This is a genomic window from Pseudomonas citronellolis (assembly GCF_029335315.1).
In the GTDB taxonomy this organism is placed as follows: Bacteria; Pseudomonadota; Gammaproteobacteria; order Pseudomonadales; family Pseudomonadaceae; genus Pseudomonas; species Pseudomonas citronellolis_A.
This window is the reverse complement of record NZ_JARJLT010000201.1, coordinates 1-18,681: the sequence shown is the minus strand read 5'-3', so window position 1 is coordinate 18,681 and position 18,681 is coordinate 1. Positions and strand designations below refer to the sequence as shown.

Below are 18,681 nucleotides of genomic sequence, written 5' to 3'. Positions count from 1 at the left end.
CCCTCCCGCTAACTGTCCCATCATGCCGCCTGCTCCCATGCTCGCTGACAGCGTGATTTTGCCGGCGACATGGGTGGGCAGCTACTTTTTCAACACAATCGGCCGATAGCTGTCACCGGTGGTGGAAGTGAGCGGGACCCTCTGATTCAGTTACCCCCGACTGCCTCGGAACCCATGCTGTCCATCCCCAAAACTCTTGGTAGCGACCTTGCAGAGGTAGCTAGCGCGATGAAACAGGCTGGCCAATGCATCTGCATCATCGCGATCAACCCTATACGTGGCGTTATCAGGAATCTCTACCAACCCACTCATCTGATTGAGCTGCAGCCCCAAGGCGCTCGCCCAAGCCTCCTCCAATCGACTGATCATGTTGGAGTTCTCTGACTGCAGCCTACCCACGGTGTAGAACGCATCCCGATTAAGCAGGATCAGCAGGTGGTAATGCGGGCGCCCCTTTGCTCCCACCTCTCTCGCCCATACGTAGCGAACCTTGCAGCCATGGGCGTAGGGATTCTGCTTACGAGCCATGTCCCGGTTGTGCTCAATCTTCGCCTTGAACGAGCCCCAGAACTCTCTGATGACGTCGTTAGTGTAGGCGTACTCAGGCAGGTCGATGCCCGCAGGAAGGCGTAAGTCTGCCTTGAAGGCCAGGAGCCTAGGATACTGCCCAAGTGCTAGGTCGATAGTGCTCTTCAGGGTTGCTAGGTATTCAGAAATGAATGGCCCTTTCTCGATCATTACGGGAAGACCTTCGAAGAAGGGATCAGTGTGAATATGCAGATTGGTGTTCTGAGGATGACGCAGCATTTTTACCACTCTCTGTGTTGAGGTTCATATACTCAGCACGCGTGGTATTTGTTTACGCCGACCGACTCAGTGACTGAGCTATAGGCTCAGTCCTCACACAATTCCAGTACCCGTATTGGAGTACATAACCTGTCACCACCCTCTTCACCAGTAGCACACTAGGTGCCTGTATCTAACAGGCACAGGATATCTAGATGAATTACTCTGCACATAGGCTGATGCATGGATGGATTAGTGAGTAGGTAGATTGGACTGACTGGATGTATGATTAGATAGACGGAGAAGGAAGAGCATATAAAGCATATTACCCACACCGAAATCCATTACCGCTCTGTTACCTATCAAGGCGCACCATTTCACGAGCGATACCGGGAAATACTTTTACAAATCTTACTCCGGCAAAAAACCATCATGATCCGGCCTGAACCGGATCATGATGGTAATTATGCTCACGATCACTATTCGTCAAGAAATCAGACCTAAAGCCTTATCACGCTCAGCGACCCTGGCGAGAATCCAGTCATGGATCTCGCTTTCAAGCCAGCCAACACATCGCTCACCTAAAGACACCGGGACAGGGAACTCGCTAGCAGCGATGTACTTGTAAACAGTGGATCGGGCAAGACCAGTAAGATCCATGACCTCTTTCAGGCGGATTATCCTCATGAACGGTTGCTCCTGTGTTCGTCCAGAGGATTGGCAAGCCCAGTAAGAAATAACGTAGCCACGCCCAGCAACGACTTCTGCGGCCGCCAATGTAGCGGCAGTAATATCATTTACCAATGGCGGAGCTGAGCTCAGGTGCACGATCTAGCAGAGGCGATCCAGCCTCCTCCCCAAAGCATCTTGGTACTGCCGGTAACGCGATGACACGACGACATGCGCCCTCTCTCTTTCGCCATCCCCGTCCTCACGCACGCGAACGCTAGACCATGCCCGCCTGCAGAGCTAGCACAAGCAGCGCCATATTCGTAAGGATCGACCTATAAATGGAGTCTATTTTGCTTCTAGAAGACATCTACGATGAATCTTAAAAACATCACTATCCATGCTATATTTCATCTTGAATAAGCACAAAAACCAAGAGAGATATAATGATTCGTATTAACGATAAATTATCAAAGATCCTGGGTGATAACACAGCCGACTCGCGCAGAGACAACTGGCTATGGCTCTACCTGTCCGACATCAGAGCCGCCAGATACAACGTCATGGCCCTAGACCAAAGAACCATGCGAGACACCATTGCAAATACCATTTCATCGGCCAAACTCAACATCCAGATAATATTAAGCCACGCCAGAAGAAGAATAATTTCAGAAAACCTTATGACATGGGTAACAGAAAACGAACGACAGCATGAATGGATAAAATCGAAGCTATTCATCAAACATAACTACAGCTATCTCACCCCAGAAAACCTAAAGGGCCGAGAACAAATCCTAGCACTCATTGATATCTGGGATATCGATTTAAAACAAAGCACCATTGAAAGCCTAAAAAGAGACTGGATTGAACAACTTAAAAAGGACAAGCAACTAGACTGGATAAAAGAAGAAGACGAACTCGAGGCATGCACCTATATCTGGGACTGGATGCTTAAGAACAAACGAAATCTAACGGGAGGATATACACAACCAATGAACCACCAGAGTGCACTAGTATTCTTTGACTCCATTCACATGACGGAGCTAGAGAAAAAACTGTGCATCAGTTCAGCCAAAAAAATCTGGCGCCAAAAAATCAGCCGAAACACTCGAAAGGATAGAAGTCAGAAAAATTTCAACCTAACTGAAAAAGCCATTAGACGACTTGAAGAACTCAGCAAGAGATACGAACTTTCGCAAACCCAGATCATAGAAATATTATTAATGATGGAACAAGAAAAAGGGCTTTACATAGCAGAGAGAATTCGAATCCTGCGAGGAATTGACTCTTAAATAGCACTTAATCCCAACACAACCACTAAACAAATCCCATTAACCAGAAAATCCGCAATCGAAACTCATAGCTAGAAAAATCAGCGAAACGCTTAAAATTTAAAACTATTCGATAGCGTCAAGGAATCGAACATTTTTCGAGTAGTAACAAGCAGCATGGAGAGAGCGAAGAACTGCGTCGTCTGCGCCCCAGGTTGCTACGGACTGAGGCGTTACAAAAAGCGAGTGCCATCTTCTCGCGGACCACAAAGTGAGGCAGCGCCATCAGGTATTGCAAGACAGCAATCCCGTGGCGTCGATGGGACGGTGCTGTTCGATCTCTAATCGCGCGCCGTCATAGGCTGCCCGAAGAATCACTGCACGCACTGGGCCCAGATACACTCCATACTGGAGGCCCTAGCACACGACAGCCATAGGCGGAGGTACTGATGCACTCGGACTTCAGCGGCCGGTAATGCGTGTGCGACTACCACACCATACTTCGGCGGCATCGAATCGCGTCCAACCACTCGCAACGAGGAACCTGTCGGGATATACGGCAAGGGGGAGCGTCTTCCGCTCGCTGAGATCGATGACGGCTAAATATTTGCTGCGATGTGTCTGACCAGCTTCAAGGGTTCGCCGCTTTCCACAATGGAGAACATCAAATCTCGCTTGCTACGAGGAAGCTGCTTGGCGCACCTCTTAGCGGTCGCCTTTACGGCACTATCAGTGCCATGAATTCGAGCAGCCAGCAGCAAAGCAAGAACGGCGTCTTGTAAGTCCATACCTTTCTTCACCACGGAATCAGTCGCGGGAAGCACTTTATCAGAAGCTCAATCACGCCAAGGCGAGGACCTGCAGACTGGGCTGAGCTGACGCCAGATACTGGGCTCTGAGCAATCAACTGGGCTACGTAGGAGGCCCGCGATAAAACTGGCCTGGCCGGCAGGGCAGCACCGCCCAGGTGAGTCAGGCATCACTCAAGATCTGACACCGTCGCTCAGCTGCCACGGGTAAGTTTGCCGCTGCCCCAGCGTCCCTCGCTCCTGATTGCCTCGCGCCTGATTGCCTCAGCGTCGAGCCGCTTCGGTTAAGGAGATGACGTCTCCCCCGATCAATAGGAAGGCACCCTGAAACCGTCTGCACGATACACCAGGGCTAAAACCTCCACTGCACCAGGGAAGCCCTGGTTCAGCGCCCCAACCTACAGTCTTTTGGTCAGCGCTTACGCCATACGAAAACCGGGTACAAAACCGGGTACACAAAAAATAAAACTACCCAATACATCCGCTCCTGCAATGCTCAAGAGACCAGACTTTCAAGCTAACGTCTGACCGCCCACCGCAGACGCAGAAAAGCCCCGCCAGCGCGGGGCTTTTCCATTTCCGCCCGGGGAAACCGCCCTACCCCGGCGCCTCCCGCTAAACGATTGAAAGATCAGAAAATTATTCAGGAAAATGCTTGACAGCCCCCGCCCAGATACGGAAAATGCGCGCCACTCGGCTACATAGCTCAGTCGGTTAGAGCGCAGCATTCATAATGCTGATGTCCCAGGTTCAAGTCCCGGTGTAGCCACCATTATTTTCAAGGGGTTAGCGAAAGCTAACCCCTTTTCTTTTGCCTGTAGTGACTACAGCGTGTCTACCGCCTAGCCCTTCCAGGGATCAATCAGCGGAACACCGAAGCTTTCGAAGTGCCGGACATTCCGCGTGGCGATCTGCGCGCCATGCAACCTGGCAATCGCCGCTATCTGCCCATCCGCCATATCGGCAACCATCCCCCGCGCCTCGCTCGCCGCCACTAGATCGGCATAGTGCACCGCTGCATCCGTATCGAACGGCAGGATATTGCCGGCGAAGTCTTCCTCGAACATTGCGAGAGCCAGGTCATAGAGAGCCTGCTTGCGCTTCCCGTCAGGCATCCTGGCTACGCCGTAGAGAATCTCTGCCACGGTAATCGAACTGATGTGCAAGTCGTCTACGGACTGGGCATCGAGCCAGGCCATAACTACCGGATCAGGCTTGGGTCTCATCAGCTCCGAAAGCACATTGGTATCAAGCAGAATCATTCGTCAAAATCTGCAGCCCGAGCCTTGGTCTTCCGCGCCGGCAGCTCGATTTCAGCGCCGCCCACGGAAGCAAAGCGAGCACGGATTCGGCTACCCAGCCCTCCCCGCTTCTCCCCCTTGGAGAGCGCCTGAGCGAGGATGATCCGCACTTCCTCCTCCATCGAGCGACCGTGGCTGGCGGCAACCACGCGAAGCTTGGCTTTGAGATCTTCATCCAGGTTTCTAATAGTGATGCTGGCCATAATTACCTCCATTGCAATCAATGAAATCATTGACAGCATACTAAGGCATAGCCCAATTCGCCAGCGGCTCCCGATGACGCTCACAGCTCATTCAGAGAGACCTCCCGCGACGACTCGTTCACTCGCTCCTCAACGATTCGGCGCAGCTCCATATCGTCTTCAGCTTCGTCGATATCTGCTGCATCCAGTTGGTGCTCCGACTGCACGAGGGGGAATGGACGCACGATGGATTCCAGATGCTCCGGCGACAGGTGCCACAGGGGGCCATGATGCTCGACAAGCCCGCAGGAATTCGCTGCAAAGCGAGCAAGCCCTCTCTCGCCGTCATGTAATCGCTGACGAAGGTCAGATGTAGAAAGTGTGCTCGCAGTTCGATGATTGTCTCAGCCCCGGCAAAACAGCCTCTCACTTTCTTAGCTAGCTAAGCACCTGCCTGATCGGTACCTTTCCTCTCCAGCAGGTTCTTCCATTTTCCTGCTCTCCGATGTGGCCATTGCCCGTTCCGCTGCCTTGGGCAATGGCTTCTTTTTTTCGCCTCGCAGGACGTCGCCATGGGTTATCTCGCTCGCACGCTGGTCGTGGTCGCCCTTTCCCTCGCTCTCGGGCTGGCCGCCCAGGACTGGACCTTGTTCGTCCAGGCGCTACCTATGGGTGGTGGGTTGCAGGCGATGCTGGCGGTGTTGCCCTTGCTGGCGGTGGGCAGCGGCAGCGTGGCTTGTCTGGCCGCGCATCCGGAGCTGGGCTAGGCCCTAGAGTCGTTTCAGCACACCTTCTCCGACCAGGCGCGTGGTTTCCGTGCCGTGGTCGATATGCCCCTCTTCCTGCAGATACCCTTCTACGGCGCGCTCGATGCGCAGCGCGGCGGCTTCGTCCCGCCAGTGGTAACGCAGCAGCAGCGCCGCGCTGAGGATGGCCGCGAGCGGGTTGGCGCGGCCGCTGCCGGCGATGTCCGGGGCGCTGCCGTGGACCGGCTCGGCCAGCGCCAGGCCATCGCCCAGGTTGAGCGACGGGGCCACGCCCAGGCCGCCGCCCCAGTGGCTGGCGAGGTCGGAGAGGATGTCGCCGAACAGGTTGGTGGTGACGATCAGGTCGAAGGCTTCCGGGCGCTCCACCAGCTGCAACGCGGCCACGTCGACCAGACGCTCGTCGAGGACATCGCTCCAGCCTTCGGTGGCCAGCAGGTCGCGGCAGGTATCGCGGAACAGTCCGCAGGTCAGTGGCAGCACGTTGGCCTTGTGCACCAGGGTGATCCGTCGCACCTGGCGTTGCCGGGCGATGTGCGCGGCGGCCCTCGCCAGGCGGGCACAGGCTTCGCGACTGATGACCCGTTCGGCGATGGCCACACCGTCGCTTTCCCAGTGCTCGCGGCCGCTGTACAGGCCCTCGCTGTTCTCGCGCAGGATCAGCAGGTCGACCCCGGCGCGCGGCGACAGCGCCGGCCAGGCGCGCACCGGGCGCAGGTTGAGGTACAGGCCCAGCTCCTGGCGCAGGCGCAGGATGGCGCTGCGGTAGCCCTGCACCTTGTGGCTGGGCGAGGACACCGCGCCGAACAGCCCGGCGCCACATTCGCGCAACGCCGCCAGGGTCGCCTCGGGCACCGAGGTGCCGTGGCGCTGGAAGCATTCCCAGCCCGCCTCCGCTTCGCGCAGGCGCAGGTCGGGAAGCAGTTCGCGCAGCACGGCCACAGCGGGCGGCAGGACCTCGCGGCCGATGCCGTCGCCGGGGATCACGCAGAGCTCACGCATGCTCGCTCCCTCTAACCCATCGGCTGAAACTCAAGCCTCGCCGACGGGACGCAGGCGATACTGCGGCGGCAACTGGTCGAGGCCGCTGACGGTGACGTTGAGGTTTTTCCAGCGGCCGTCCTTGATGCCGTAGATGCAGCCGTGCACCGACAGCGACTGGCCGCGATGCCAGGCGTTCTGCACGATGTTGGTGTGGCTGACGTTGGCCACCTGCTGGATCACGTTCAGCTCGCAGAGGCGGTCGACGCGCTCGTCCTCGCTGGAAAATTGCGCCAGGTGCTCGCGGTATTCATAGGCGAGGTCGCGGATGGTCCGCAGCCAGCCGTCGATCAGGCCGAACTGGCGGTCCTGCAGGGACGCGCGAACGCCGCCGCAACCGTAGTGGCCGGTGACCAGGATGTGCTTCACCTTGAGCACGTCGACGGCGTACTGGATCACCGACAGGCAGTTGAGGTCGGTGTGCAGCACCACGTTGGCGACGTTGCGGTGGACGAACAGGTCGCCAGGCAGCATGCCGACGATCTCGTTGGCCGGCACCCGCGCGTCGGAACAGCCGATCCACAGGTATTCAGGGGTCTGCTGGCGGGCCAGCTTGGCGAAGAACTCCGGGTGTTCGCGGTTCATCGCCTCGGCCCAGCGGGCGTTGTTGTCGAACAGCTCTTGCAGGTCGCTCATGGGGGACTCCTCCTCTGCGGCTGGCGCACCTTACGTAACGGCGGCGACCTTTGACAAGCGCCGCGTCAAGGCGCCGCCTGTTGCCGCCACCAGCGTGGCAGGCGCGGTTCCAGTTGCCCGGCCAGTTGCTGCCAGGCCTCGTGCCAGGCCTCGGCCTCGGCGGCCAGGCGCGACCAGTCCGGCGCCCGGCGGTCCAACGCGGCCAGTTGCTCCGCTTCGAGCCAGGCATGCCCGGAGCGTAGCGCAGCGGCGAACTCCGGGTCGGCCAGGGCGCGTCGATGCACGGGTTCGAAGCGGCTCCAGAGCCACTGCTCCACTGGCGCCTCCGCTGCGCTGAGCAGGCTGGCGCCGGCGGCCGGCTCGAAGCCCAGCGGCTGGAACAGCGACAGGCACGGCGCCGAGGTGCCGGTGGCGGCCAGCCGTGGCCCGTCGGTACCAAGGCGGGCGATGAGGCTGGCGGTGGTCTGCGACGGCCGCCAGAAGCTGCCGGCATGCATGCAGACCTGGCGGTTGTCGTGACGGGTGAAGTTGTGATCGCGCTGGCCGTGGTTGCGCAGCGCCACCACCAGCGCTTCCCAGCTCGGCTCGCGCGGGCAGTTGGCGATGAATTCCTGATTCAGCCGACGGCGCTGGTGGGCGCCGGCCACCCACGGCAGCAGGCGGCCGTCGAAGGCGCGGGCGAAGTGGAAATCGCCGCGCCCGTTCCAGCAGCCCAGGCGCCGCGCCTGGCCTTCGAGGTCGCGGCTGCTGAGGTCGAAGTCGTGCCCCAGGCTGAGAGCGTTGGAGATCGCCCAGCGCTCGACGCGTCGTGCCGCCCACAGGCGCCCGGCGGTCTCCAGGACCCAGGCCTCGCCCGGGTCGGCGATGAGGAAGCTGTTGTCGTAGCGCAGGCGCTTGTTGCGCAGCCCCGCCGGGCCACCCTGGCCGTGGCGCTCCAGCAGCGTGGTGATGACCTCCAGCGCCTCCCGCGCGTTGGCGCCGCGCTCCAGGCCCAGGCGCACCAGGTCCATGCCCAGCAGCGCCTCGCCCTCCTGGCTGACCAGGCGGGTGAATACCGCTTCGTTGCCGATGGCCACGCCGTGCTCATTGACGCCCATCTCCGCGCCCCACATCCAGCTCGGCTGGCTGAGGATCACGGCGTGGCGCCCGGGCACCTGGGGAATCTCGAGGTAGGTGGTGCGCAGCGCTTTCGCCGGGTCGCCATGGACCGCCGGCAGGCGCAGCAGGCGCTGGGGTTCGCAGGGTTCGCGGTCGCTGTTCTTGGCGAACCAGGTGCAACCGGCGGCGCGCAGGACGAGGGTGTCGCACATGCTCGCCCCCTAGGCCGCGCCGGCGGCGCTGGGGAAATGACGTGGCGCGGGGACGACGGGCAGCCGGGTAGGCGCCGCCGTTGCGGTTGGCTTCATGTCGCGACCTTGTTGTTCTTGTTGTTGGTCACCCAGGCTACGCCGGCGGAGCGCGCCTGGATATGGCCGGGATGACGGTCAGTCGAGCAGCGTGCAGGCCATCACCAGGGCGTCTTCGCGGCCGCCGACCGCCGGATAGTAGCCACGGCGCCGGCCGATCTCGTTGAAGCCGAAGCGCTCGTACAGGCGGTAGGCGCTCTGGTTCGATTCGCGCACTTCCAGGAAGCACTCGCGCGCGCCCAGTTCGCTGGCGCGCGCCATCAAGTGTTCGAGCAGGCTCAGGCCGAGGCCGCGGCCCTGGTTCTCCGGCTTCACGGTGATGTTCAGCAGGTGCGCCTCGTCGAGGATCAGCTGGATCACGCCGTGGCCGACCTGCTGCGAGCCTTCGAACATCAGCCAGCAGTCGTAGCTCTTCAGGCCATCGAGGAAGATGCCGCGGGTCCAGGGGTGGCTGAAGGCGGCGTACTCAACTTTCAGCACGGCATCGAGATCCGCCTCGGTCATCGGGCGGAAGGAAATCGCGTCGGTCATTCTGCTTCCTGGTTTGTCCAGCGCTGGCGCACGCGGCGCATCGCGCGCCACAGCTCGCCCTTGAGCGCGGGTTCCTCGCTCAGCCGCTCGAGGCCGGGGATGGCCCAGGCCACGCCGAGTTCCTCGACCTGCAGCTCGCGGTACAGCGCCTCGTCGTCGGCTTCGCCGGCGAAGCGCACGGCGGGCCGGCCGACCAGCCACAGGCAACGGCTCGGGCCGCCGTCCTCGAGGCGCGCGGCGACGAAGCCCTGGACGAACTCGCGGGCCGCCTGCGGGCCCTGGTCCATGTTGCCGCGCGACAGCAGCGGCCAGCGCACCGGCTCGCCGATCAATTGCGGGCTGTCCGGCAGGCCGGCGGCGCGCAGCAGGTCCTTGAGCAACAGGTAGGCGGGGTCGCGGCTGGCCAGGGGCTCGCCACTGGGCAGTTCGACCAACATCGCGCAGTTGCCGGCGCGCAACAGTTGCAGGGTGAAGCGCGGCGGCGGTTCGACCGGCGTCGGCGGCACCTCCTCCTCGACCTCGGCCGGTGCCGGGGCTTCCGGCTCCTTGGCCGCACGCTTGGGCATCAAGGCGGCGATCGGCGGGCGCGCACTCGGCGCGGGCGCGGCCGGGGCCGCTTCACGCACCGCGGCGGCGACCGCCGGCAGCGGCGCCTCGGGCGGCGCCGGCGGCTCCAGCAGTTCGGCGCGCGAGGGCGCGGCGAAGGGCAGCGCCACGCGCGGCAGCCAGGAGGCGACCTGCATGGCGCCCAGGTAGGCGCGGCGGCGGGCTTCTTCGATCAAGGGGCATCACCTGCGACGCTCCGGCGGCACGGGCGGCCGGGGCGTCTATCCGGAAAACGGAAAAACGGCGGCTATTGTCGCGTGAAACCGGGCGCGGCGGAAACCCCGCGCGGCGCGCGTCAATTGGTGTTGAACAGGTTCACGTGGCCCTGCAGGTGCAGCGTGCCGTTGACCGTGGCGTTGAGCAGGTTGGTCTGGCTGAGCCCGGCGGCACTGCCGCTGGCGGCATTGGCGCCGGCCAGGGTCATGCTGAAGCCGTTGAGATTGAGGTCCTGCAGTCCGATGCGCAGGACGTTGCGGCTGACCCCGGCGGCGTTGGTCATGGTGACGATGTCTAGGGTGACTTCGGCGAAGTCGAAGGAGCCGAAGATGTTGTCCAGCACCACGTAGTTGCCGCCGCTGCCGGCTGGCTGGAACGCCACCCGCGCGCCGCAGCCGCCGCTGCAGCGGGTGCTGGCGTCGCGCTGCAGGGTGGCCTGCAGCGACAGGCTGAGGCCGTCCTGCCCGCTGATGCCGCCGAGGTCGTCGTCGGCCAGCTGGCGCAGCTCCGCCGCCGCCGGCAACGCCGCCCCGCCCAGTAGCAGGGCCAGGCCGATGGTTCGAAGCAGAGGAGTCATCGCGAGTGCCTCCCGTCAGAGATTGTGCGTGGTCAGACGCAGGTAGCCGATACCCAGGCCGTCGATCACGCTGCGCCCCAGGTTGACCCCACCGGTGGGGTTGACCCCCGGCGCGGTGGGCGCCGTGCCGCCGACGTTCAGGTTGTCGATGACGATGCTGGTGCGCGGGGCGTTGGCGTAGAAGTCGGCGGCGTTGGCGTTGGTGATCGCCGGCAGGGTGAAGGTGAAGTTGCCGTCCGACTGCACCTGCAGCCGCATCGGCTGCGCCTTACCGTAGCCCAGCGCGACGCTGGCGTAGGCGTTGGTCAGGTAGATGCTGTTGGCCGCCAGGTTGGCCGCGGTGGTGCAGCCGGTCTTGCCCTGTTCACAGGTGGTGATCTGCATCGACTTGGCGAACAGGTTGAGGCGGAATTCGCCGGACAGCTGCTTCGAGGTGGGGTCGCTCCACAGGCGCAGGTAGCTGCCGTCCATGGTCAGTTCGGACAGGTTCAGGCGCATGAAGTCCTTGCGCGTGGCGGTCACCTGGAAGCTCAGGCTGGCGCCCAGGTCGACCCGCCCGGTCTGGCGGCTGGAGCAGTTCACCGCGCCGGCGCTGCTGCCGACGATGCACGGCTGGCCGGCGCTGTTGCTGGTGGCCAGCAGCGCGGGGAACTCGAAGTCGAGCAGGCTGATGTTGTCCGGCAGGGTCTTCACCGTGCGCCCGTCGCTCACCAGCACGGTGGAGATGGCGCTGCCCTTGGCCAGGCTGAGCTTGAGCGGGTAGTCCAGGCTGCCGATCTGCGCCGGGGCCAGGGTGCTGCCCAGCTTGCTGCCGATGTTGGCGATGTAGAGGTCGTCGACGCCCACGGCGACGTTCTGCCCGCTGCTGTTGTTGATGCCGTTGAGGGTCAGGTTGGCCTGCTTGCCGTCCACCAGCAGGCCGTCGAGGACGATGCCCAGGGCGCCACCCTGGATGTCCGACAGCTGGTCGTCGTCCAGCGCGTGCATTTCCGCCCGGGCGAGGCCGGCGCAGGCCAACAGGGCGAGGCCGAGGATGGCGCAGCGGCTGGTCATCCTCAGCACCCCTTGTTCAGGCCGCCCAGGCAGGTGTCCTGGCGCGGGATGCCGTTGAAGCCCTGGGTGAAGTCGAGATTGATCGCGGCGCTGCCGTCGGCGTTGCGCGGGATGTTCATGAAGGCGCCGGCGATGGTCTGGACGATCTTGCTCGGGTCCTGCTGGTCGCGCCACTGGATGGACTGGCTCTGCAGCGAGAGGAACACACCCTTGGCCGAGCTGACGAAGTTCTGCGCGTTGTTCGGGTCGACCTGGCCGATCGGGATCGACTGGTACTGGCTGAGCGGGAAGCAGGTGGTGGCGCCCAGCAGGTTGCAGTTCTGCGAGGTCAGCAGCGGCAGCAGGATGCCCAGCAGCGCGCCGGAGATGTTGCCGGCGCTGGTCATGTCCAGCGCGGTGCCGTTGGCCAGGCCGACGGTGTCGGCGCGCACCGAGGTCGGGTTGCCGGAGGAGGTGACCAGCTGCGCCGCGGCGGTGTACCTGGAGTCGCCGGTGCTGCTGATCAGCCCCTTGGCGGCGAGGCAGACCAGGTTGATGCCGCAGCTGATCGCGTTGCCCAGCTCGGTGCCGGTGCCGTAGAGGTCCACCGGCACGTTGCCGGTCAGCGACTTGATATCGCCGGACAGGTAGCCCTGGGCCGAGCCGAAGCCCAGGCGCACGCCCACCAGCTGGGTGCCGCTGTAGGCGAACTGGATGTAAGGGTCGTTGATGAGGAAGGGATTCACCGTCCCGGTGGCGTCGTTGACCGTGCCCAGGGCGAAGTTGCCGATGTCGATGTCGCCGACGTTGTTGTTCGCGCCGCTGCGGTTGTACAGGCCCAGTTGCAGGTTCTTGATGTTGAGCTGGGTCTGCAGGTCGGCGCCGAAGTTGATCTGGGTGAAGTTCAGGCCGTTGAGCGCATCCGTGGTGACGTTGATGAACGCCTGGCCGGTGACGTCGGACAGCTGGCCGTCGTTCAGCTCCTGCATGCGCGCCTGGGCGGAGAAGGCCAGCAGGCCGCCGCAGACCAGTGCCAGGGCGCGGGCGAACGGGCGGAAGGACGAAGGCATGGCGGTTTCCCGTTGTTATTGTGGGCCTGTCCGATCCAGGCAGGGACTCGGACCCGTGATCCCACTATAGGGAGTCGCCAGCCATCGCGTCCCGACCCATAGTCGAGAATCGCCCACCGGGCGCCATGCACCGTGTTACCCAATGTCACACTGGCGTAACAGCCTGGCTCAGCCGTGGCGGAACAGCCCGATCAGGTGCTCGGCGATGGCGCCCTTGATCGCCTCCAGGTTCAACCGCGACTGCGCCTGCAGCTTCGCGGTGTTCAGCCGGTGCAGGTGCAACGAGGGCATGCGCGCCTCGTACTCGCGCAGGTCGCCCTTGATCAGCACCGGCAGGAACGGTTCGTCGCGCATGCGGTAACGGCGGATCAGCAGCTTCAGGCCGTCCTGGAACGGCAGCTCGGCCGAAGCCACCAGGCGGTGCTCGGCGGGAATCTTCAGGTACAGGCCGCTGTGGCCCATGGTCTCGCCGGGCAGGATGTGGATGCCGGTGGGCTCCACGGCGTCGACCGGGATGTCGTGGAAGGTGTCGAACCAGGCCTGTTCGTTGGGCAGGATGGTGATACCGCCCTCCTGGTTCTCGGGAATGACGAAGCTGTAGTTGCTGTAGAGCTTCTCCACGTAGGACGAATAGATGCACAGGCGGTTTTCGAAACGCCTGAGGAAGGCGATCGCTTCACTGCGGTCGGTGATGGCGTCCAGGTCCCAGTCCAGGTCGTCCTGGCGCTCCAGTTCGGCCCAGCGGGCCTTGGCGAGTGCGGCGTCGTAAGTCATGGCGGCAATTGGCTATTGGCTGCGCTGTATCTGGCAGAAAACATGCCAGGAATTTCAGGGGGTTATCGGCGTTCCGACAGGCTTTTCCGAGCCAAACCGCCCTCCGTCGGGTCACGAAGTGCCGCGTTTCGTCACCCCTTCCGTTGTGGGCGGACCTTTGCAGTACAATCGCCCCCTTTACCCGTCACAGCGGCTTCCCGATGATCGACCCCCGACGCGTACTGCGCGCCCTCGCCGAACACTGGGCCCTGCTCGAACCGCTCTGCGAACGATTCGACAGCGGCACCCTGAGCCTGGCGGAGCTGCGCCTGCAGCTCACGGCGCAACTGCCCGAAGGCAGCCCGGCGGACGTCACCGCCCTGCTCGACCAGTGGATTCGCCTGGACATCCTGGTACCGGTGGCCAAGAGCCCCAACCGCTTCGAGCTGAACGCCCAGATCCACGACTTCCTCGCCTACCTGCGCCACGAGCATCGCCTGGGCCTGTGCCTGGAGATCGAGGCCTACCTGCGCCACCTGGAGCGCCTCGCCGGCTACATCCGCGACGCCTTCGAGGTGCGCGACGGCAACGACCTGGCGCGCCAGCTGCGCCTGCTCGACATGCGCGTGCGCGATGTACTGAAGAAGCTGGCCAACGACGAACAGGCGCTGATCGCCGTGGCCGAGCGGGCCAAGACCAGCGACCGGCAGATTCCCCTGCGCCAGCGCTACGCCGAGGTGCTGGCGACCTGGGACGAATACGTCGAGCCGATGATCCAGCTGGTAGCCGCCGACGGCGCCTTCGAGCAGGGCGTGCGCCGCGTCGAGCAGGTGCTGCTGCGCCTGCTCGGCGAACAGCAGCGCCTCGGCCAGCTGGTGGACGACGACCAGCTGCTGCGCACCCACGCGCGCATCCTGGAAATGCAGACCACCGCCCAGCTCACCCTGCGCCGCGCCCGCGAACTGCTGCTGCCACTGCGCGAGGAAGCGCGCCGGCACAACGCCATTACCCGTGGCGCCGCGCTGGCCCTGTCGGTGATCCGCCGCAAGGGCATCGACGCCGTGCCGCAGGCTTCCATGCCGCTGTTCACCCGGCCGCAGAGCACCTTCCTCGGCAGCGCCTCGCAGGTGGAAAGCTACGTCTTCGCCCTGGCCCGCTTCGAGCCCAAGCCGGCGCATTTCCCCAAGGCCACCGGCAAGCGTGGCGGCGACGGCCCGCGCGCCGCGCCGCGCACTGCGCGGGAGATGCTCGACCGCTGCCAGGCCGCCCTGCCGCTGCCGGACCTGATGGTCTGGCTGCTGGACCAGGAGCCCGAAGGCGCCACCGACGAGTTGCTCTACTGGTTCTCGCGCCTGTCGCGCGACGGCCGCTTCCAGCGCGAGCGCCTGGAGCGCCGCGACTACGATACCGCCCAGCACAGCGTCAGCCTGTGCTCCTTCGCCCTGCTCGCCGCTCCGGCCGGCCAGGGCGGCAAAGCGAGCGAACCCCATGCAGATTAATCTTTCCGACCTGACCCAGCTCGGGCCCGTCTTCCGCGAGCTGTTCAAGGGCTTCCACATCAGCCGCCGCGACCCCGAGCTGTACAGCCAGCTGTCCAACCAGCAGGACCAGTACCGCGCGCTGTTCCGCTCGCTGGGCTTCGAACTGGTCTGCGACACCCGTGGCTTCTATTACTTCGTGCCCGAGCAGATCGGCGCCCAGGTCAACAAGACCGCCCAGCGCCTGGCGCTGTTCACCTTCATCCTGGTCGAGCACCTCGCCGACCAGGGTCGCGACCCGCTCGCCGTGCTCGACGGCGGCAGCATCGGCCGCGACGAGCTGCCGCCGCTGCTGGAGAAGTACCGCGACCTGTTCCTGCAGGCCGAGGTGACCACCCAGGAGGAACTGGAAGAGAAGGTCATGCGCCGTCTCACCCAGCTCGGCTTCGCCGCCGAGGACAACGGCGTGTACCGCTTCCTGCCGCCGATCCACCGCTTCCTCGACGTCTGCCTGTCGGTGCAGCAGGACCGCGACCTGGCCGCCAGCCTGCACGCCAAGGACCTGGCCTACGTCGCCCCGGCCCTGGCCGGCGAGGACGAAGAACCGATCGTCAGCCTGGAAGAGCCGTACGAACCGGCCGCCCCGCAGGCGAGCGCTGACGCAAGCGAACCCGAGGAAAGCGACGAAGACGCCCTCGCCCGCGCCATCGCCGAAGAACAAGCCGACATGGAGGCCCAGGCATGACCCAGGAACGCTACGGCATTCGCCGCTTCGCCCTGCTCAACACCGCCGGCTACAGCCTTGGCGTGTTCCCCCTGGAACAGCCGCTGTCGGTCTACGGCGCCAACAACCTCGGCAAGTCGGCGTCGATCAACGCGCTGCAGTTCCCGATCCTGGCGCGCATGTCGGACATGAGCTTCGGCAAGTACAGCCTGGAAGCCTCGCGCAAGTTCTACTTCGCCACCGACACCAGCTACATCCTCATCGAGCTGGAACTGCCCCACGGCCGCCACGTCATCGGCTGCGGCGGGCGCGGTCCGGGCGGCGGCTTCGGCCACCAGTTCTTCGCCTACCAGGGCGAGCTGGACCTGGACCACTACCAGAAGGACGGCACCTGCCTGCGCCTGCGCGAGCTGTACACCAGCCTCGAACGCGCCGGCCTCAAGGCCTACGAGCTCAAGCCCGATGAACTGCGCCGGCTGCTGGTCGGCGGGCACACCTCGGTGCCGCTGGACCTGACCCTGATCCCGCTGCGCTCCACCAGCGAACAGAGCCTGAAGACCTTCCGCTCGCTGTTCATCAACCTGCTGCACATGCGCGAGATCACCGCGGCCAAGCTCAAGCAGCTGTTCCTCGACGCCTTCGAGCACAGCCTGCGCTCGGGCAGCGTCGACTATATCGCCGCCTGCGAGGAGGCCTTCCGCGACGTGCGCCGCATGGAGGGCGACTACCAGGCCCTGGTCGCCGCCGGCCCGCTGGTCGAGGCGCTGGCCAACGGCGTGCAGCAGCGCGAATTCCTGCGCGGCAAGATGCACCGCCTCTCGCCGCTACTCGACAGCCTGCTGGGCACCTGGGAAGACTACGCAGGGGCGCGCAAGGAAGAGCTGGTGATCCAGGCCGAGCACTACCGCAGCGAGCAGGACGGCCTGCAGAACGAGCAGCGCGGCGGCACCGCCGAGCTGATGCGCCTGGAGCGCGAGATCAGCGAGATCCAACGCTGGATGGGCGAGCTGGCGGTGCTGAAGAACCGCTTCGCGCTGGTCGAGGACGCCAAGGTGCTGGAGCAGCAGCTGCTCGCCGCCAAGGACGCCCACGACGAACTGGCCGGCGCCCTGGCCCACTCGCGGCAGTTCTCCAGCGAAGACCTGGAAGAGCGCGTGCGCGACCTGGAGAAGCGCGTGAAGAGCGTGCGCCAGCAGCTCGAACACGCCGACAACAACAGCTACGCGCGCCTGCGCGAGGAGTTCTCGCAGCAGGACGTGGAGCGCCTGATGCGCCTGTTCAACGGCGCGCTGTTCAGCCTGCCGCTGGGCGAGAACGGGGTGAACCTGGACGCGGACGGCAACTGGGTCGGCAGCGTCGAGAAGATCCTCGACCACTTCAAGGGCGAGCGCTTCGAAGTACCCGGCCTGTCCATCGACCTCTCGCACATCGAGCCGCCGGCGCTGCAGGCCCTGGCCGACCGCGCCGCCCTGCGCGACCAGAAGGAGCGCCTGGAGAAGGAGCTCAAGCAGCTCAAGACCCAGCAGGCGGTGGCCGCCGACCGCCACGCCAGCAAGGCCCAGGCCGACAAGCTGTACCAGGACGTGCTCGACGCGCAGAAGGCCCTGGAAGACTTCCGCCGCAGCGAAACCCTGAGCGTCGAAGAACCGGCCAAGCTGGAAAAACTCGCGCAGCTGGAAGCCACCCAGGACGAGCTCAAGCGCTCGGCCGACGCCTTCACCGAACGCGTCCAGCAACTGTCCGCCAAGCTGCAGCTGATCGGCCGCCAGCTGGCCGACCTGGAAGCCAAGCAGCGCACCCTCGACGACGCCCTGCGCCGCCGCCAGCTGCTGCCCGCCGACCTGCCGTTCGGCACGCCGTTCATGGAGCCGGTGGACGACTCCCTGGACAACCTGCTGCCGCTGCTCAACGACTATCAGGACACCTGGCAGCAACTGCAGCGCATCGACGGCCAGATCGAGGCGCTGTACGCCCAGGTACGCCTCAAGGGCGTGGCCAAGTTCGACAGCGAGGACGACCCCGAGCGCCGCCTGCACCTGCTGATCAACGCCTACGCGCACCGCACCGACGAGGCCCTGACCCTGGCGAAGGCCCGTCGCGCGGCGGTGACCGACATCGCCCGGACCCTGCGCAACATCCGCAGCGACTACGACAACCTCGAACACCAGCTGGCGCTGTTCAACCGCGAGATCAACAAGCGCCAGGTGTCGAACCTGCAGAGCTTCCGCATCGTGCTGGCGCCGAACAAGGACGCCCTCCGGCACATCGACCAGATCATCCACAGCGCCGGCCAGTACGAGGAAGGCGAGAACCTCTCGGTGTTCGACCTGACCCAGAGCGCCGAGCAGGATGCGAAGAACGAGGAAGCCAAGGACTACCTGTCGCGCCTGGTGGCGGCGAACAACAACCAGCTGGGCCTGAAGGACCTGTTCGAGCTGGCGTTCGAGATCACCAAGGTCGGCGGCCAGCCGATCGTCCACACCGACATCGACGGCGCCGCCTCCAACGGCACCACCATGACCATCAAGGCGCTGACCAACATGTACCTGTTGCTGCACCTGATGGACCGCGAGCAGGCCGGGCGCATCCGCCTGCCCTACTACCTCGACGAGGCCGCCGACATCGACGAACGCAACCAGTCGGCGCTGCTGGAGACCAGCCTGCAGCTGGGCTTCGTGCCGATCCTGGCGAGCGTCAAGCCACAGGTCTCGGCGCAGGTGGCCATCGACCTGGAAGGCGGCAGCGGCCCCAACGGCATCTACATCGACGAGGCCGACTGGAAGTTCATCCGCCGCCGCGAGCAGGCCGCCAGCGCCACCGCCGAGGCAG

The 18,681-nt window shown here is 63.8% G+C and carries 20 protein-coding genes and 1 tRNA gene; 6 read left to right on the top strand and 15 right to left on the bottom strand.

Annotated elements, in window-relative coordinates; translation table 11 throughout:
* Positions 1 to 150: 150 nt before the first annotated feature.
* Both P3W75_RS15675 and P3W75_RS15670 read right to left on the bottom strand, forming a co-directional pair.
* Entirely contained in the window at positions 151 to 807 is a 657-nt protein-coding gene (locus P3W75_RS15675; RefSeq protein WP_043158239.1) for an inovirus Gp2 family protein, read from the bottom strand.
* A 465-nt stretch (positions 808 to 1,272) separates the two neighbouring features.
* Entirely contained in the window at positions 1,273 to 1,473 is a 201-nt protein-coding gene (locus P3W75_RS15670; RefSeq protein WP_033970139.1) for a helix-turn-helix transcriptional regulator, read from the bottom strand.
* Positions 1,474 to 1,901: 428 nt separating this feature from the next.
* Between P3W75_RS15670 and P3W75_RS15665 the strand changes: the two genes are divergently transcribed.
* Entirely contained in the window at positions 1,902 to 2,747 is an 846-nt protein-coding gene (locus tag P3W75_RS15665; RefSeq protein WP_147311979.1) for a hypothetical protein, read from the top strand.
* A 578-nt stretch (positions 2,748 to 3,325) separates the two neighbouring features.
* Here the strand turns inward: P3W75_RS15665 and P3W75_RS15660 are convergent.
* Positions 3,326 to 3,514, bottom strand: a complete 189-nt coding sequence (locus tag P3W75_RS15660) for a hypothetical protein (protein WP_079389525.1) — start codon at positions 3,512 to 3,514, stop codon at positions 3,326 to 3,328.
* Between the two features lie 716 nt (positions 3,515 to 4,230).
* Here P3W75_RS15660 and P3W75_RS15655 point away from each other — a divergent pair.
* Positions 4,231 to 4,307 (top strand) — tRNA-Met (locus tag P3W75_RS15655).
* Between the two features lie 70 nt (positions 4,308 to 4,377).
* Here P3W75_RS15655 and P3W75_RS15650 read toward each other — a convergent pair.
* The 3 genes from P3W75_RS15650 to P3W75_RS15640 all read right to left on the bottom strand — a co-directional run bounded on the left by P3W75_RS15650 (position 4,378) and on the right by P3W75_RS15640 (position 5,263).
* A complete protein-coding gene (locus P3W75_RS15650; RefSeq protein ID WP_276228277.1) occupies positions 4,378 to 4,797 on the bottom strand; it encodes a type II toxin-antitoxin system VapC family toxin in 420 nt (139 codons plus the stop codon).
* Positions 4,794 to 5,039, bottom strand: a complete 246-nt coding sequence (locus P3W75_RS15645) for a FitA-like ribbon-helix-helix domain-containing protein (protein WP_276228276.1) — start codon at positions 5,037 to 5,039, stop codon at positions 4,794 to 4,796. Before P3W75_RS15645 ends, P3W75_RS15650 begins: the two co-directional genes overlap by 4 nt.
* Before the next feature lie 80 nt (positions 5,040 to 5,119).
* Positions 5,120 to 5,263 carry a hypothetical protein gene (locus P3W75_RS15640; protein WP_276228275.1) on the bottom strand — a complete coding sequence of 48 codons (144 nt, stop codon included), beginning with the start codon at positions 5,261 to 5,263 and terminating at the stop codon, positions 5,120 to 5,122.
* Between the two features lie 327 nt (positions 5,264 to 5,590).
* On the opposite strand from P3W75_RS15640, the gene P3W75_RS15635 reads away from it, so the two are divergent.
* Positions 5,591 to 5,785: a hypothetical protein gene (locus tag P3W75_RS15635; RefSeq protein WP_276228274.1), complete on the top strand. Its 195-nt coding sequence runs from the start codon at positions 5,591 to 5,593 to the stop codon at positions 5,783 to 5,785.
* 3 nt (positions 5,786 to 5,788) lie between these two features.
* On the opposite strand, the gene P3W75_RS15630 is transcribed toward P3W75_RS15635, so the two are convergent.
* The 9 genes from P3W75_RS15630 to P3W75_RS15590 all read right to left on the bottom strand — a co-directional run bounded on the left by P3W75_RS15630 (position 5,789) and on the right by P3W75_RS15590 (position 13,671).
* Positions 5,789 to 6,784, bottom strand: coding sequence for an isocitrate/isopropylmalate family dehydrogenase (locus P3W75_RS15630; protein WP_276228273.1), 996 nt, complete (start codon positions 6,782 to 6,784; stop codon positions 5,789 to 5,791).
* Between the two features lie 30 nt (positions 6,785 to 6,814).
* Positions 6,815 to 7,459 carry a carbonate dehydratase gene (gene can / locus P3W75_RS15625; RefSeq protein WP_276228272.1) on the bottom strand — a complete coding sequence of 215 codons (645 nt, stop codon included), beginning with the start codon at positions 7,457 to 7,459 and terminating at the stop codon, positions 6,815 to 6,817.
* Positions 7,460 to 7,524: 65 nt separating this feature from the next.
* A complete protein-coding gene (locus tag P3W75_RS15620; protein WP_276228271.1) occupies positions 7,525 to 8,769 on the bottom strand; it encodes a C69 family dipeptidase in 1,245 nt (414 codons plus the stop codon).
* A gap of 174 nt (positions 8,770 to 8,943) precedes the next feature.
* Positions 8,944 to 9,396, bottom strand: coding sequence for a ribosomal protein S18-alanine N-acetyltransferase (gene rimI / locus P3W75_RS15615; RefSeq protein WP_276228270.1), 453 nt, complete (start codon positions 9,394 to 9,396; stop codon positions 8,944 to 8,946).
* Positions 9,393 to 10,178, bottom strand: coding sequence for an energy transducer TonB (locus P3W75_RS15610; RefSeq protein ID WP_276228269.1), 786 nt, complete (start codon positions 10,176 to 10,178; stop codon positions 9,393 to 9,395). Before P3W75_RS15610 ends, rimI begins: the two co-directional genes overlap by 4 nt.
* A 119-nt stretch (positions 10,179 to 10,297) precedes the next feature.
* On the bottom strand, positions 10,298 to 10,795 hold the full coding sequence (locus P3W75_RS15605; protein ID WP_276228268.1) for a DUF6160 family protein: 498 nt from the start codon (positions 10,793 to 10,795) through the stop codon (positions 10,298 to 10,300).
* 15 nt (positions 10,796 to 10,810) lie between these two features.
* Positions 10,811 to 11,848 carry a hypothetical protein gene (locus tag P3W75_RS15600; RefSeq protein ID WP_276228267.1) on the bottom strand — a complete coding sequence of 346 codons (1,038 nt, stop codon included), beginning with the start codon at positions 11,846 to 11,848 and terminating at the stop codon, positions 10,811 to 10,813.
* A 2-nt stretch (positions 11,849 to 11,850) separates the two neighbouring features.
* Positions 11,851 to 12,897, bottom strand: a complete 1,047-nt coding sequence (locus P3W75_RS15595; RefSeq protein WP_276228266.1) for a DUF6160 family protein — start codon at positions 12,895 to 12,897, stop codon at positions 11,851 to 11,853.
* A 168-nt stretch (positions 12,898 to 13,065) separates the two neighbouring features.
* Positions 13,066 to 13,671 (bottom strand): hypothetical protein, encoded by a 606-nt coding sequence (locus tag P3W75_RS15590; protein WP_276228265.1) that lies wholly within the window; start codon positions 13,669 to 13,671, stop codon positions 13,066 to 13,068.
* A 200-nt stretch (positions 13,672 to 13,871) separates the two neighbouring features.
* Between P3W75_RS15590 and mksB the strand changes: the two genes are divergently transcribed.
* The 3 genes from mksB to mksF form a co-directional block, all read left to right on the top strand.
* The gene (gene mksB, locus P3W75_RS15585) at positions 13,872 to 15,149 is read left to right on the top strand and encodes an Mks condensin complex protein MksB (protein WP_276228264.1); all 1,278 of its coding nucleotides are present in this window, start codon (positions 13,872 to 13,874) and stop codon (positions 15,147 to 15,149) included.
* Positions 15,139 to 15,873, top strand: a complete 735-nt coding sequence (gene mksE, locus P3W75_RS15580; RefSeq protein ID WP_276228263.1) for an Mks condensin complex protein MksE — start codon at positions 15,139 to 15,141, stop codon at positions 15,871 to 15,873. Before mksB ends, mksE begins: the two co-directional genes overlap by 11 nt.
* Positions 15,870 to 18,681 (top strand): Mks condensin complex protein MksF (mksF, locus tag P3W75_RS15575; protein WP_276228262.1); only part of this gene is annotated, 2,812 nt, incomplete at its 3' end. The genes mksE and mksF, both read left to right, overlap by 4 nt.